At 28.9% G+C, this 14,304-nt stretch carries 16 protein-coding genes; 9 read left to right on the top strand and 7 right to left on the bottom strand.

From position 1 onward, the window contains the following. The 4 genes from CRV03_RS12355 to CRV03_RS12340 all read left to right on the top strand — a co-directional run. A partial coding sequence (locus CRV03_RS12355) for an Hpt domain-containing protein (protein ID WP_164968662.1) occupies positions 1-281 on the top strand: 281 nt, incomplete at its 5' end. Positions 282-294: 13 nt separating this feature from the next. Beyond that, the gene (locus CRV03_RS12350; protein WP_129085449.1) at positions 295-834 is read left to right on the top strand and encodes a heme NO-binding domain-containing protein; all 540 of its coding nucleotides are present in this window, start codon (positions 295-297) and stop codon (positions 832-834) included. A gap of 1 nt (position 835) precedes the next feature. Continuing rightward, positions 836-2,149 (top strand): ATP-binding protein, encoded by a 1,314-nt coding sequence (locus CRV03_RS12345; RefSeq protein ID WP_129085448.1) that lies wholly within the window; start codon positions 836-838, stop codon positions 2,147-2,149. A gap of 152 nt (positions 2,150-2,301) precedes the next feature. Next, positions 2,302-2,580 carry a c-type cytochrome gene (locus CRV03_RS12340; protein ID WP_129085447.1) on the top strand — a complete coding sequence of 93 codons (279 nt, stop codon included), beginning with the start codon at positions 2,302-2,304 and terminating at the stop codon, positions 2,578-2,580. Positions 2,581-2,607: 27 nt separating this feature from the next. Here CRV03_RS12340 and ccoS read toward each other — a convergent pair whose 3' ends face one another. Next, positions 2,608-2,835, bottom strand: coding sequence for a cbb3-type cytochrome oxidase assembly protein CcoS (ccoS, locus tag CRV03_RS12335; protein WP_129085446.1), 228 nt, complete (start codon positions 2,833-2,835; stop codon positions 2,608-2,610). 13 nt (positions 2,836-2,848) lie between these two features. After that, a complete protein-coding gene (locus tag CRV03_RS12330) occupies positions 2,849-5,284 on the bottom strand; it encodes a heavy metal translocating P-type ATPase (protein ID WP_129085445.1) in 2,436 nt (811 codons plus the stop codon). A gap of 96 nt (positions 5,285-5,380) precedes the next feature. Here CRV03_RS12330 and CRV03_RS12325 point away from each other — a divergent pair, with 96 nt between their 5' ends. Further along, positions 5,381-7,003 (top strand): EAL domain-containing protein, encoded by a 1,623-nt coding sequence (locus tag CRV03_RS12325; protein ID WP_129085444.1) that lies wholly within the window; start codon positions 5,381-5,383, stop codon positions 7,001-7,003. Between the two features lie 2 nt (positions 7,004-7,005). Here CRV03_RS12325 and gmk read toward each other — a convergent pair whose 3' ends face one another. Genes gmk through rpsB form a run of 5 tightly spaced genes read right to left on the bottom strand, consistent with a single transcriptional unit; the run spans position 7,006 to position 10,986 of the window. Continuing rightward, on the bottom strand, positions 7,006-7,623 hold the full coding sequence (gene gmk, locus CRV03_RS12320; RefSeq protein ID WP_129085443.1) for a guanylate kinase: 618 nt from the start codon (positions 7,621-7,623) through the stop codon (positions 7,006-7,008). Between the two features lies 1 nt (position 7,624). Further along, positions 7,625-8,413, bottom strand: coding sequence for a hypothetical protein (locus CRV03_RS12315; protein WP_129085442.1), 789 nt, complete (start codon positions 8,411-8,413; stop codon positions 7,625-7,627). Position 8,414: 1 nt separating this feature from the next. Further along, complete coding sequence (locus CRV03_RS12310; RefSeq protein ID WP_129085441.1) at positions 8,415-9,104, bottom strand: ATP-binding cassette domain-containing protein; 690 nt, start codon at positions 9,102-9,104, stop codon at positions 8,415-8,417. Between the two features lie 35 nt (positions 9,105-9,139). Then, positions 9,140-10,183: a translation elongation factor Ts gene (gene tsf, locus CRV03_RS12305; protein WP_129085440.1), complete on the bottom strand. Its 1,044-nt coding sequence runs from the start codon at positions 10,181-10,183 to the stop codon at positions 9,140-9,142. Between the two features lie 2 nt (positions 10,184-10,185). Then, positions 10,186-10,986 carry a 30S ribosomal protein S2 gene (gene rpsB / locus CRV03_RS12300; RefSeq protein ID WP_129006970.1) on the bottom strand — a complete coding sequence of 267 codons (801 nt, stop codon included), beginning with the start codon at positions 10,984-10,986 and terminating at the stop codon, positions 10,186-10,188. A gap of 231 nt (positions 10,987-11,217) precedes the next feature. On the opposite strand from rpsB, the gene CRV03_RS12295 reads away from it, so the two are divergent. The 4 genes from CRV03_RS12295 to CRV03_RS12280 are packed head-to-tail and all read left to right on the top strand — an operon-like array spanning position 11,218 to position 14,295. After that, positions 11,218-12,168, top strand: coding sequence for a MoxR family ATPase (locus CRV03_RS12295; protein WP_129085439.1), 951 nt, complete (start codon positions 11,218-11,220; stop codon positions 12,166-12,168). Further along, entirely contained in the window at positions 12,169-13,002 is an 834-nt protein-coding gene (locus CRV03_RS12290; RefSeq protein WP_129085438.1) for a DUF58 domain-containing protein, read from the top strand. After that, positions 12,999-13,388, top strand: coding sequence for a hypothetical protein (locus CRV03_RS12285; RefSeq protein WP_129085437.1), 390 nt, complete (start codon positions 12,999-13,001; stop codon positions 13,386-13,388). Before CRV03_RS12290 ends, CRV03_RS12285 begins: the two co-directional genes overlap by 4 nt. Further along, positions 13,381-14,295 (top strand): VWA domain-containing protein, encoded by a 915-nt coding sequence (locus CRV03_RS12280; protein WP_129085436.1) that lies wholly within the window; start codon positions 13,381-13,383, stop codon positions 14,293-14,295. Before CRV03_RS12285 ends, CRV03_RS12280 begins: the two co-directional genes overlap by 8 nt. The last annotated feature ends 9 nt before the right edge of the window (positions 14,296-14,304 follow it).

Genomic DNA, 14,304 nt, shown 5'->3' with positions numbered 1-14,304 from the left:
TAGTAGATAAATTAGGTATCTCAGAAAATATAGCAAATATGATAGTAAATAAATTTAAAAAAGATATAACAAAAGATTTAGAAGATTTAGAGAGTTTAATTGAAAATCAAGAGAAAGAAGCAATAGCCCAAAAGGCTCATTACATCAAAAACTCTTGTTTAAATGTCGCTTTAGATGATATTTGTGAGTTATTGCAAAAGTTGGAAAAAGTTGATATTGAAAAGATTGATAGTAATAAACTTTTTAATGAAATAAAAAGTAAGATAAAAGAAATATTATAAAAAAGGAGTTTCAATGAGAGGTGTTATTTTTACAGAGATGATTGAATTTGTAGAAGAGGCTTTAGGATATGAAGTTGCTGACAAGATGATTGAAAAAGCTCATTTAGATAATGGAGGAGCCTTCTCTCAAGGAGGTAATTATCCTTTTGATCAAATGGTTAAGATGCTAACTGCACTTTCAGAAATCACAGGAAAGCCACCCCATGAACTTCTATTTATTTTTGGAGAGCATCTATTCTCAATTTTAGTAAAACTTTACGGAAAAGATATCAAAAATGCTGGTTCTGCACTTGATTTTATAGATAGTGTTGAAGAGTATGTGCATGTTGAAGTAAAAAAACTATATCCAGATGCTGACTTACCAAAGTTTACTACAGAAGAAAAAGATGAAAATCATTTAGTACTTGTCTATGAGTCTAATAAAAAGTTAGAGTCTTTTGCTAAAGGCTTAATTACTGCATGTGGAAAGTTTTTTAATGAACCATTAAATGTTAATGATGAAATAATAAATGAAACTCCACATCAAGTAAGATTTACAATTACAAGAGTTTAAAATGATTGAAGAGCAAAACCCTTGGAAAAAACGTTTTGAAAGAGAACGAAATGCAAGAAAAGAGAGTGAAGCTTTATTAGAAGAAAAAAGTATTGAATTATGGCAAATAAATCAAGACTTAGAAAAAGAGGTTGAAAAACGAACAAAAGACCTTGAAAGTGCTTTAATTGAAGCAAATAAAGCACACAAAGCTAAATCTGATTTTCTAGCTAATATGAGCCATGAAATTAGAACACCTCTTAATGCAATCATTGGTTTTGCACAATACTTATCGAAATCAGAAAAATTAGATACAAAAGATAGTAAATACGCATCTATTATTGAAACTAGTGCCGTATCTTTACTATCAATAATCAATGATATTTTAGACTTCTCAAAAATAGAAAATGGAAATTTTGAAATATTTAAAAATAAATGCGAAACTTACAAACTATGTAAAAATGTCGTAGAACTATTCTCTCAAAAGATGGGAGAAAAATATATAGATTTCAATTTTAATTTTGATGAGAATATACCTAAAAGTATAGTTACAGATGAAGTAAGATTAAAACAAGTTATCTCGAATTTATTATCAAATGCTATTAAGTTTACACAAGAAGAAGGAAGTATTACTTTTAATGTAAAACTAATAGAAAAAAATGATAATCTTGCCCTACTTTTATTTGAAATAATTGATAATGGTCTTGGTATCCCAAAAGAGAAAATTGAAGCTATTTTAACTCCTTTTATTCAACTAGAAAATGTCACAAATAAACAACATGTAGGTACAGGGTTAGGATTAAGTATTTGTAATAATATTTTAAAACTGCTTGATTCAAAAATAGAAATAGAAAGTGAAGAGAATAAAGGTAGTAAATTTAGTTTCTATTTAGAGTGTAATATATCTTCTGAATTAGAAGAAGAGCTTGATGAATATGTAGAAGAAGAAAACTATAATATAAATGTCCTTTTAGCAGAAGATAATAGTGCTAATCAAGAGCTTATGAAACTAGTATTTGAAGAGTTAAAACTAAATCTTACTATAGCAACAAATGGATTTGATGTAATAGAAAAATATATACATAATCCAAATCTTTATGACATTATTCTTATGGATATAAATATGCCTGAAATAAATGGCATAGAAGCATATAAAGAGATAAGAGCTTTTGAGAAAAAGAAAAGCTTAAATAGTACTCCTATAGTAGCATTAACTGCGAATGCAATAAAAGGAGATAAAGAGAGATTTATTGACCTAGGAATGAATGATTACCTAAGTAAACCTATCAAACTACCAGAATTAAAAACTCTTCTATCAAAATATTCAAAAAAATAAGAGTAAAATAAATGTAATTTTCTTAAAACTAAAAGATAAATTAGTAGAAATATTACACTAGGTTATAATTTTATCCTTAATTTGAAGAAATTCATAAGTTAAATAAAAGAAAAAAGTGATAAAATTTAGTTTTATATAAACAAGGAGATTAAATGAAAAAGATTGTTTTAGGAACAATGATTGCTGCTGCTTCATTAATGGCTGCAAACTGGGCACCATGTGCTGGATGTCATGGGGCTGCTGCAGAGAAACCTGCACTAGGAAAGTCTGCTGTAATTAAAGGTTGGCCAGTTGAAAAAACTGTTGCTGCATTAAAAGGTTACAAAGATGGTTCTTACGGTGGTGCTATGAAAGGTGTTATGAAAGGTCAAGTTGCAAGACTTTCTGATGCTGATATTGAAGATTTAGCTAAGCAAATCGCTGCATTCTAATTAGCTTTTCATATAATAAAAAGTGAATCACTTCTTAGGTGGTTCACTTTTTTTATGCTCTTTCGCTTTTTTTACTTTTTCCTCTTTTTTAACAGCATCATTTAAATCATCAGTTCCATCAAATAATAATCCATCCATCATTTTTCTACTATCATCAAACTGGCCGCCTTTTGCACCCCAGATAAATACTGCTAGAATTGCAAAAGAGACAACAAGTCCTACAATTAACATCATCAATAAAGTATCATTTATCATTTTTTTATCCTATTTATTTTTGTTTAATTCTCATAGAGTTTGCAACTACTAGTAGTGAACTTAAACTCATAGATAAAGCTGCCACTAAAGGTATTACAAGTCCTGCCATTGCTAAAGGTATAGTTATTGCATTATACACTAAAGATAAAGTAAGATTCTGTTTTATAAACTTATAGGTTCTTCTTGATATCGTAAATGCTTTTAAAAGACTTTCTAATGAATTATTTAATAAAACAACATCAGATACAGAAATTGTTACATCTGAAGAGTTACCCATAGCTATGGCAACATCTGATTTAGCTAAAGCAATAGAATCATTAATACCATCACCAGCCATAATAACTGTTTTTCCTGACTCTTTTAAACTTTTTATATATTCTGCTTTTTTTATAGGATTAATTCCTGCTACAAAAGTTTTAATTCCAACTTGAGATGCAACTTTAGAAGCTACACTTTCATTATCACCAGTTAACATCACTACATCTAAACCATTTGAGTAAGCATCATCAATAAGCTCTTTAGCACCTTCTTTTATCTCATCTACTAATTCAAACGTTGCTATTACTCTTCTATTAATTGCAAAAATATATACTGTATTATTTGAATCAAATTTATAGTTAATACCACTGTCTTTTAGAAGCTCAATATTTCCACCCATAAGATGAAACAGTTTTCCATCTACATTTTTATATTTTGCTTTTATTCCCTTTGCTTCAACTTGTTTTACATCAAATATATCTTTTATCTCTAAAGATAACTCTTTTTCAAGATGTTTCTTAACTGAAACAGAAACTGGGTGAGTTGAAGCTTCCAATACAGAATATAAAAGATTTAACTTATGAATATTATCATCTAAAAGCCTCATTTTTTTAACTTTTAATTCACCCTTTGTAATAGTTCCTGTTTTATCCATCACTAAAGTATCTGCTTTAGCCATTGATTCAATATATTTTGCTTCTTTAAAAAGTAGACCTTTTTTAGCAAGTTCTGAAATACCAACCAAACTTGCAATTGGTGTAGCAAGAGCTAAGGCACAAGGACAAGCAATAACAATAACAGAAATAGCTACAATAAATGATTTCTCAAAATGATTAGTTCCCTCATAATCAAAACCTAAATCTATCCCTAAGAAATACCAAACCAAGAAAGTAAGTAAAGATAAAGAAAGAATAGTGAGAGTAAAACCTTTTGATACTTCATTTGCTTTATGCTCAATTTTTGGTTTTGAACTAAGAGAATCTTCTAGTAGAGTTACAATAGAGTTTAAAGTTGAATCTTTATATGTTTTACTAGCTTCATATCTAATAACACTATCACTGTTTATTGTTCCACTAAATACTTTTTGACCTTTCTTTTTATAAATAGGTAAAGACTCACCCGTTAAGCTTGATTCATCAAAATTACCTTCTCCACTAGTAATAAAACCATCAATACAAACTTTTTCGCCAGACCTTAACTCAATAATATCACCTACTTTGATACTATTTAGTGGAATTGATTTTTTAACTCCATCTTTTACTACAGTTGCTTCTAAAGGAAGTGTTCCTTTGATTTTATCTAAAGTATCTACAGCACTTTTTTTACCAATTACTTCTAAATACTTTCCAACTAATACAAAGGTAATAATCATAGCAACGGAGTCAAAATAGCTTTCACCTTTTGCCCCAAAAAGAATAAATAGTGAATAAATATAAGTTAGCGTTGCTCCTGAACTAACCAAGAAGTCCATATTTAAAATACGATTTCTTAAACCATAATATGCACCACGGAAGAATATCCATCCAGAATAGAATAATACAGGAGTTGCAAGAATAAATTCACCTAAATGAACAAAACCTCTTACTTCTTCATCCATTCCTGTGAAAAAGCCAGTATATTTTGCAACAGAAAGCATCATAATATTCATACTTGCAAAAACTGCAACCATCATACGAATAAAGTAGTCTCTTTTTGATTTTACAGCTTGTTCATCAGCAGTACTTGCATCATAAGCATAAGCGTTGTAACCAATACTTCTTATTTTTTTAATTATGTCTGATAGTTTAACACTTGTATCATCCCAAACTATCTTTGCTTTATTATTTGTAAAATTAATATCAGCACTTACTATTCCATCAGTATCATAAAGTACTTTTTCATTTAGCCAAACACAAGCAGCACAATGAATTCCTTCAATTATCAAGTCAATTTGTTTAAAGCCATCTTCGTTTGTAGAAATAAACATTTCTTCAAAACTTTTAGTATCAAATCTATTAATATCATCATCAACTTCAATAGGAGGATTAATAGTTTTATTTCCAAGCTTATCATAAAAAGAATCCAGTCTATCATCCTTTAAAAGATGGTAAACTCCTTGGCAACCTTTGCAACAAAAATTTAAATTACTCTCTTTTATCATAACACTATCATCAAATTCTAAATGGCAGTGATCACATCTTGTTTTAGACACTAAAATTCCTAAAATAATATTGTATATTGCTTACATATAATGTTCATCTAATATATAGTATAATATTATATCGTAATATATATGGAGTAAGTCTTAATGATAGAAAATGTCTCAATTTTAAAAAATATCACAATTCTTTATGCAGAAGATGAAGCTGCACTTAGAGAAATAACACTTAATATCTTAAAAGGCTTTACAAAAAAACAACTTGTAGCTGAAAATGGAGCTCAAGGTTTAGAACTATTTAAAGAACATGAATCAGAAATAGATATTATTATTACTGACGTTAATATGCCTATTATGAATGGGCTAGAAATGATTAGAGAAATCAAAAAAATCAACTCAAATATTCCTATTATTGTAGCAACTGCTTTTTCAAATACTGAATACTTATTAGAAGCTATTGATATAGGTGTTGACAAATATGTTTTAAAACCAATTGACATGAAAAAACTTCTTCAACTTATGAGTCAGTCTTTACTTTATCATGAATTAAAAGACTTATATGTTGATAACTTAACTCACCTTCCAAATAGAAATAGACTAAAAAAAGACCTTGAGACATCACAACAAGGTTTAATGGCAATGGTAAATATTGATAAATTTTCAACTATCAATGACCTATTTGGAGAAACCAATGGAGACAAAGTTCTTATTGAATTTGCAGACTCTTTAAAGAAGTTCTTTAGAAAAGAAGACTTTAGAATTTATAGAATTGAAGCAGATAAGTTCTTAATTGTTTCAAATGATTTTAATAGAGATATTCAAGAATTATATCAACTATGTAAAGAGTTTGAAAACTATATTGAAGAAGACCCTGTTTACATTGATGAACATGAAATTGACTTAAATATCACTATTGGTATTGCAAAAAGTGAAAACTCAAATGCTTATAAATATGCACAAAGAGTTGTTTCTTATGCAAGAAGAAAATTTGAACCTATCTTAATCTATGATGACTCATTTAATATCCAAGAATCATTTGAAGAAAATATCAAATGGATTAAAAAAATCAAAAATGGTGTTAAAAATGACAACTTTAAAGGGTATTTCCAGCCAATCGTAAATACTCAGACAAAAGAAGTATATAAGTATGAAGCGCTAGTTAGATACATAGAAGAAGATGGAACTGTTGTTTCTCCATACTTCTTTTTAGATATTGCAAAAAAAGCTAAGCTTTATCCAAATATCATCAAAATCATGATTAATGAAGCCTTTAACCTAATTATCAAAAAAGGTAAAAGAGTTGCTGTTAATATCTCTTTTGAAGATATTGCCAGTGAAAATACTATGTCTTATATCTATTCAGTGATAGAAGAGCATAAAAATCATGCTCACCTTTTAGAGTTTGAAATTTTAGAATCAGAAGAGATCTCTGATTTCTCAGAAGTATTTAAATTTATTGAAAATGTTAAATCTTATGGTTGTAATGTTGGGGTTGATGACTTTGGTGCAGGATACTCAAACTTTAATATGCTAGTTAACCTAAAAATCTCTTATGTGAAAATTGATGGAAGTTTAATCAAAAATATTGATTCTTCTGAAAATCAAAAAATCATTGTAAAAACTATTACAGAGTTTGCTAAAAGATTTGGTTTTGCAACAGTTGCAGAGTTTGTTTCTAGTGAAGAGATTTATAAACAAATAAAAGAGCTTGGTGTAGATTATTGCCAAGGGTATTACTTCGATGCCCCTTTAAGCTTTGATGAGATTAATTAAGACTAGTAACCTAACCAGTTCTTAATTAACTCTTCTTTCTCAAAAAGTTTTGATTTAATTCTTGCTATTTTAGCAATAGAAATTAACTCAGAACTTGCTTTTTCTAAATCATCATTTTCTACAAAATAATCATATTTTTGGAAAGATTTAATTTCATGTTTTGCATTCTCAATTCTTCTTGCAATAACAGTACTTGAGTCAGTATCTCTATTTTTCAGTCTTGCTTCTAATTCATCTAAAGAAGGTGTTGTAATAAATACAGAAGTAACTACTTTATCAAGTTTTTTTCTTACTATCTCATGTCCTTGAACATCAATATCAAAGATAACAAGCTTACCCTCTTCTAAAGCTTTTTTAATAGGCTTTAATGAAGTTCCATAATAGTTTCCATGAACTTCTGCCCACTCAAGGAATTGTCCATTTTTAATATCTTCTTCAAACTCTTCTTTTTTTACAAAAAGGTAATCAACACCATTTCTTTCGCCCTCTCTTGGGTCTCTTGTTGTTGTTGAGATTGAGAAGTAATAGTCTTCTATCTCTTCATATACTTTTTTTAAAAGAGTTGATTTACCACATCCACTTGGACCTGAAAGTATTAAAATAGCACCTTTTTTATCCATATTAATTATCTACCTTTAAACTTAATCTAACATCTATATCTTCACCATTTGAAAGTCTATCAATTACATTTTGATTAAACTTTTGTAAAAATGGTTTTAACTCTTCTATAGAGTAATTATTTAATAATACTTTTATAGGAGTATTTGCATCTTTAGCTTCATGCTCATCTAAATCAAACTCATACTCACTTACTTCACTTAAAGCATCATCAATAATTTCATTAATATCTTTCCAGTCATTTTCTGTAACTAAAACTTCTTTTTCTATCTCTTCATCATGTAGAATATCAGTGATTTTACTTAATTCACTATTATCTAGTATTCCACCATCTCTTAAAGAAGCAATACTTACTATAGATTCATCATTGTCTTCTTCAATATTATAAGCTACATCATCAGCTAAAGACTCAACATAGTTTGAAACTATCTCTTCTTCGTTAGCTGCATTTCTGATGTCTTCTTTTGTAGTTTCATCTTCTTTGATATACTCAACTTGTTCAGATAACATCTCTTCTAATGTAGTTGGTAAAAAAGGTCTAGTTATTATAAAGTCTCTTGATTTTTCAAAAGGAAGTTCTTCACTAGTTATTGCTGCAAGTTTTTTAGTATTTCTTTTTAAGTTATTAAAATCATCGTTAATATACTCTTCATCAACGACTATAATATCTACAATATCTTCTCTTTCAAAGGATAAGTCTTGTTTAACATTTATTGTTAAATCTAACTTTTTACATACTAATCTAAATATCTTTTCAATTATAGGAGTTTTTGTAATTAGTACCAAATCCATTTTATTTCAACTCCTTTAATTGAAGATTTTCTAGTTTATATACTTTGTCACATTGCTCAGCTAAATCATTTTCATGAGTAACTAAAACTAGTGCTGCGTCATTCTCTTTTATGTAGTTAAATAGTGTATCCATAACTACTTGTGCTGTATCTTTATCTAAATTACCTGTTGGTTCATCTGCAAATATAATTTTAGGTTTTTTTGTTAATACCCTTGCAATTGAGAGTCTTTGTTGTTGTCCACCACTTAACTCTCCTACACTTTGGTTCAATACAAACTCTATATTAAGCTTTTTTAAAAGCTCTTGGTCTACATCATTTCCACTTAATAGTGTAGCAATTTTTAAATTATCACTTGCAGAAAAACCACGAAATAAATAATGAGCTTGAAATATTATACCAAAATCTTCTCTTCTTATATTTAAAAGCTCTTTTTTCTTTAATCCGTATAGATTCTTATTATTGTAAATAATTTCACCTGATTTAGGGATTAATAAAGAGGATAAAATATTAAGTAAAGTTGATTTTCCACTTCCACTCATACCAATAATTGAGATTGACTCTTTTGGTTGTATTGAGAAAGTTATATTTTCAAAAAGTTTATAATCAAATTCGTGGGAAATATTTTTTGCGTCAAGCAAGTTAGGTTTTTGTTCAGCAATGGGTGAGTTATTATCTAATTGTTCACCCATTACTTCATCTTCATTATTATTTAGTAAGATACTAATTAGTTACCCATTTGAGCAGCTACTTCAGCAGCGAAATCTTCTTCTTTCTTTTCGATACCTTCACCAAGCTCGAATCTTACATACTCAACGATTTCAATTGATGCGTCAACAGCTTTAATAGCTTCTTCAACAGTCATTGAATCATCCATAACGTAAGTTTGAGATAATAATGCATGTGTTTTATCTAATTGAGAGTTATCTTCAATCCATCTGTTAATTTTACCAGCAACGATGTTGTCGATAATTTTTTCAGGTTTACCTTGAGCGATTAACTCTTCTTTCATTTCATTTTTTGCAGCTTCAACTGCATCTTCAGTTAATTGTTGTTTAGAAACAAACTGAGGGATATTTTTAAGAGGTTTACCAAGTCTAACTAACTCTTCGTTCTCTTTTTCAATATCAGCAATAATTGCTTTATTTTCAGACTCGATGAACTCAGCTGATAAATCTTCGTAAGAAATAACAGTTGGTTTCATAGAAGCTGCGTGCATTGCAACTTTCTTTAATAAATCAGCAGTTTTTTCTTTTGCAGCATCATCACATTTTGCAGCTAAGATAACACCTACTTTACCCATGTGAACATAACCATTAACAACTGGTCCTTCAACATTGATAACTTTTCTTGCAACTAAGTTTTCACCGATAACTGCAATTTTTTCATTTAAGAATGTAGTAAACTCTTGACCGTCAATTGAAGAAGAAGCTAATGCTTCTGCATCATTTAAGTTGTTTGCTTGTACGTGAGTTGTAATTTGCTTAGTTAACGCAATAAACTGGTCGTTTTTAGCAACGAAGTCAGTTTGAGAGTTAAGTTCAGTCATTGTAGCTTTAGTGTTATCTTCATTGATTAAGATAGATACTAAACCTTCAGCAGCAACATTTGATGATTTTTTAGCAGCTTTTGCAAGACCTTGCTCTCTTAACCATGTTTGTGCTTCTTCAATGTCACCATTACACTCATTTAATGCTTTTTTACAATCAAGCATTCCTGCACCAGATTTTTCTCTTAATTCTTTAATTAATTTTGGAGTTGCTCCTGCCATAATTATGCTTCCTTAGTTTCTTCAGTTTCAACTGCTTCAGTTTCACCCTCAGCAACAGCTTCTGCAACAACTTCTGCAGCTTCTTCAGAAGATACAGGTGCTTCTTCTTCACCAGCTTCGTCAGCTAATGCAGCTTTACCTTCATTAATTGCTTCTGCCATTTCGTTGCAGAATAATTGAATAGATCTGATTGCATCATCGTTTCCTGGAATTGGGAAATCAACTAAATCAGGATCACAGTTAGTATCTAATGGAGCTACAACTTTGATTCCAAGTCTTCTAGCTTCTTTAATAGCAATTTTTTCTTTTACTGCATCAAGTACAAACATTAAATCAGGAAGTTTGTTCATTTCTTTGATACCACCAAGGTATAATTCTAACTTCTCTTCTTTTCTTGTAAGCATTAATGCTTCTTTTTTAGTTAGAAGGTCTAATTGTCCTTCTTCTCTCATCTTTTTAATAACTTCTAATTTTCTAATAGATTTTTTAATTGTTCCGTAGTTTGTTAACATACCACCTAACCATCTGTGGTTAACGTATGGCATACCACAATTTTCTGCAGCTCTTTTAACAGCTTCAGAAGCTTGTTTTTTAGTACCAACGAAAATCATTGTTTGACCTTCAGCTGCTGCATCTCTAACTACATTGTATGTATATCTGAAATATCTTAACGTTTTTTGTAAGTCAATAATATAAATATTCTTTCTAACACCGAAAATGAATTTTTTCATTTTTGGATTCCATCTTCTTGTTTGGTGTCCAAAGTGTACACCACACTCTAATAGGTCTTTCATTGTAACCATGTTTTGTTCCTTGTTTTAATTTTTTAGGGTTTTGCCTCTGTGCCCCTTAATGGCAAGTACAATTAACTTGTCACAACCCATACCAGGATTGACACATGTGAGGTTTCTATTTAAAATAGAGTCGTGATTTTATCTAATGTAAGTTTAATTTTTCTTTAAGCTGTGCATTTAAGCTTTTAGTATATTTCATTTGATAAAATACATAAAAATTTATTTATAAATTGAGGACTAATGTTACAAAATAAAGTATTAAGTGTAAAAGAAGAGCTTTCAAAAGTTATTGTAGGTCAAAGTGAAATGGTTGATGCCTTATTAATAGGTCTTTTTACAAATGGACATATTCTTTTAGAAGGTGTTCCAGGATTAGCAAAAACAACAACAGTTAAAACTCTAGCTGATATTATTAGTTTAAACTTTAAAAGAGTTCAGTTTACCCCTGATTTACTACCTAGTGATATTATTGGTGCCCAAATTTATGATATGAAAACAAGTGAATTTAAGATAAAAAAAGGACCAATTTTTACAAATCTTTTACTTGCCGATGAAATAAATAGAGCCCCTGCAAAAGTGCAATCAGCCCTACTAGAAGTTATGCAAGAAAGACAAGTAACAATTGCAGAAGATAGTTTTAAAATTGACTCACCATTTTTAGTTCTAGCAACACAAAATCCAATTGAACAAGAAGGTGCATATACACTTCCAGAAGCACAATTAGATAGATTTATGTTTAAAATTGTAGTTGGATACAACACAAAACAAGAAGAGTTTGAAATAGCAAAAAAAGTAACTTCAGGTGAAAATATTGAGCTAAATAAGATATTAGATAAAGAGACTCTTGAAGAGATTAAAAAAGAAGTATCAAATATTCATATAGATGAAGAACTAGAAAAATATATTGTAGATATAGTTTGTGCAACAAGGGAACCTAAAGATTATGGCTTAGAAGATATAGCTGACTATATTCAGTTTGGAGCAAGTCCAAGGGCAACTATTGATATGTTTAAAGCAGTAAAGGCAATGGCATTTTTAAGGGGCAATGATTTTGTTAGTCCTATTGATATAGCTCTTGTAGTTAAAAATATTTTAAGACATAGAATTATTTTATCTTATGAAGCAGAAGCAATGCAAATTTCAACAGATGAACTAATTCAAAAAATCATGGAAAAAATACAAATCCCATAAATGAATAACTCTTTAAAAAAAATATTAATAAAAACAAGAAGACAAATCTTTTCAGAGAATATTGGAAACAACTCTTCCCTTTTAAAAGGTGAAGGTTATGATTTCTTAGAATTAAAAGAGTATGAGTATGGAGAAGATATCAAAAACATAGACTGGGTAATTAGTGCTAAGTTTAAAAAGCCTTATGTAAAAGTCTTTCATGCTCAAAGGGAATTAAATATCTCAATAGTTCCAATTTTAACTGGTTCAGTTCACTTTGGAACAAAGAAGTTTAAACAAGAGCTTATTACAGAAATATGCTCTATTTTAGGATACTCTTGTATCAAACAAAATGATCCATTTACTTCTTTTATTGCAAATGAAAATGTAAACCTTTGTACAAAAAAATCAAAAAGACACTTTGCTGTAAATAAAATGGCAGAAGAGATTTACAACTACAACAGTGTTGGTAAACAACAAGACTTTAAAAAGATTACTGAAGAGTTATTATTAAAAATCAAAAAGAAATCTACAATCTTTTTAATAGGAGACTTTTTTGATATCAAGAACTTAGATTTAAAAGTTCTTAGTAAGAAACATGAGATAGTTATAATAATTGTAAGGGATAGATTTGAAGAGAAACCAGAAGCCTTAGGAAATGTAAATCTTGTTGACCCAACAACTAACTATAACTTTGATGGAAACTTAAACAGTTCACTAATCAAAAAATATGAACAAGAGGTAAAACAGAATGACCACTTATTTTTTGAGCATCTTCAAAAATGTGCTATAAAGTCTATCAAAATATACACTCATGAAGAACCTTTAGCAAAACTATTAAGGCTAATGCAATGATGGAAAATATTAAAATTCATGGTATTAAATCCTTAGTAGAGATACCTGATTTTTCTATTTATATCTATATTTTACTTATAAGTGTTGCTGTTTCTTTAGTGCTTTTACTGCTTTTTTTAATATATAAAATAATCAAAAATAGAAAAAAAGATTTTAGAAAAGAGTATTATAAAATCTTAGAAGAGATAGATTTTCAAGACGCTAAACAGTGTGCATATACGATTACAAAATATACAAGACTATTAGCAGTTTCTCAAAGAGAAAAAAAGCTAGCAGAAGAGTTAATAGATGAGCTTGAACAATACAAATACAAAAAAGATGTAAAAGAGATAGATGAAGATATTAAAATACTATTTTCAAGATTTATGGATAGTGTAGATGTTTGATTATTTACTTTCAATAAGGTTTGAATACCCATATCTTTTATTAGTTATTTTACTATTTATTTTTTGCTCACTCTTTTGTAAAGCAAAAATCCCAACATATATTGTTCCTCATTTAAATATCTTTACTAAAAACCAAGCTAGCACAAATGTTTTTCAAGGTTTACTAAAATATATATCCATTATAGGAGCAGTAATTGCCCTAGCCTCACCTCATACTAAGCTAAACACCCAACTTATTAAAAATGATGGGATTGATATAGTATTAAGTTTAGATACAAGTGGTTCTATGAAAGAGCTTGGTTTTAATCCTTTAAATCCAATGGAAAGTAGATTTACTGTTGTAAAAGATATTGTAAAAGAGTTTATTCCAAAAAGAGTAAATGACAATATCTCTATTGTAGTTTTTGGAACATCTGTTATGATGGCTACACCACTTAGCTTTGATAAAGATGCTCAGTTAGAAATAATTGATTATTTGGATGTAGGTATTGTTGGAGATAAAACAGCTCTTATTGATTCCCTTGTTTCATCAACAAATATATTAAAATCTTCAAAGGCAAAATCAAAAGTGATTATTCTTTTAAGTGATGGTGCAGATAACTCTAGTACTATTCCTTTAGAAATTGCATTAAAACTTTTAAATAAATATGAGATTAAGGTTTATACTATTAGTATTGCAAATTCAAACAAAATCATTTTAAATCAAATTGCTACTCAAACAAAGGGAAAATCATTTTCTGCAAACTCGAAAGAGAAGCTAAATGAAATCTATGAAGAGATTAATAAGCTAGAAACAAGTAAAATAGAAAATAATAAGATAACATTAAAAAACTATTTATTTTTCTATCCACTATTTTTAGCTATTATGTCGTTAATTATACTGATTTATTTGAAAAATAAAGAGTAAGGGCACTTT

The organism is Arcobacter sp. F155 (genome assembly GCF_004116455.1).
Lineage (GTDB): Bacteria > Campylobacterota > Campylobacteria > Campylobacterales > Arcobacteraceae > Halarcobacter.
This window is presented reverse-complemented; position numbering and strand designations above follow the sequence as displayed.

What these genes read in the sequence shown, in the direction of transcription:
- CRV03_RS12325 (WP_129085444.1), top strand. Translation starts at nt 5,381, where the DNA reads ATGATAGAAAATGTCTCAATTTTAAAAAATATCACAATTCTTTATGCA.
- CRV03_RS12310 (WP_129085441.1), bottom strand. Translation starts at nt 9,104, where the DNA reads ATGGGTGAACAATTAGATAATAACTCACCCATTGCTGAACAAAAACCT.
- CRV03_RS12345 (WP_129085448.1), top strand. Translation starts at nt 836, where the DNA reads ATGATTGAAGAGCAAAACCCTTGGAAAAAACGTTTTGAAAGAGAACGA.
- CRV03_RS12340 (WP_129085447.1), top strand. Translation starts at nt 2,302, where the DNA reads ATGAAAAAGATTGTTTTAGGAACAATGATTGCTGCTGCTTCATTAATG.
- tsf (WP_129085440.1), bottom strand. Translation starts at nt 10,183, where the DNA reads ATGGCAGGAGCAACTCCAAAATTAATTAAAGAATTAAGAGAAAAATCT.
- CRV03_RS12315 (WP_129085442.1), bottom strand. Translation starts at nt 8,413, where the DNA reads ATGGATTTGGTACTAATTACAAAAACTCCTATAATTGAAAAGATATTT.
- rpsB (WP_129006970.1), bottom strand. Translation starts at nt 10,986, where the DNA reads ATGGTTACAATGAAAGACCTATTAGAGTGTGGTGTACACTTTGGACAC.
- gmk (WP_129085443.1), bottom strand. Translation starts at nt 7,623, where the DNA reads ATGGATAAAAAAGGTGCTATTTTAATACTTTCAGGTCCAAGTGGATGT.
- CRV03_RS12350 (WP_129085449.1), top strand. Translation starts at nt 295, where the DNA reads ATGAGAGGTGTTATTTTTACAGAGATGATTGAATTTGTAGAAGAGGCT.
- CRV03_RS12280 (WP_129085436.1), top strand. Translation starts at nt 13,381, where the DNA reads ATGTTTGATTATTTACTTTCAATAAGGTTTGAATACCCATATCTTTTA.
- CRV03_RS12290 (WP_129085438.1), top strand. Translation starts at nt 12,169, where the DNA reads ATGAATAACTCTTTAAAAAAAATATTAATAAAAACAAGAAGACAAATC.
- ccoS (WP_129085446.1), bottom strand. Translation starts at nt 2,835, where the DNA reads ATGATAAATGATACTTTATTGATGATGTTAATTGTAGGACTTGTTGTC.
- CRV03_RS12295 (WP_129085439.1), top strand. Translation starts at nt 11,218, where the DNA reads ATGTTACAAAATAAAGTATTAAGTGTAAAAGAAGAGCTTTCAAAAGTT.
- CRV03_RS12285 (WP_129085437.1), top strand. Translation starts at nt 12,999, where the DNA reads ATGATGGAAAATATTAAAATTCATGGTATTAAATCCTTAGTAGAGATA.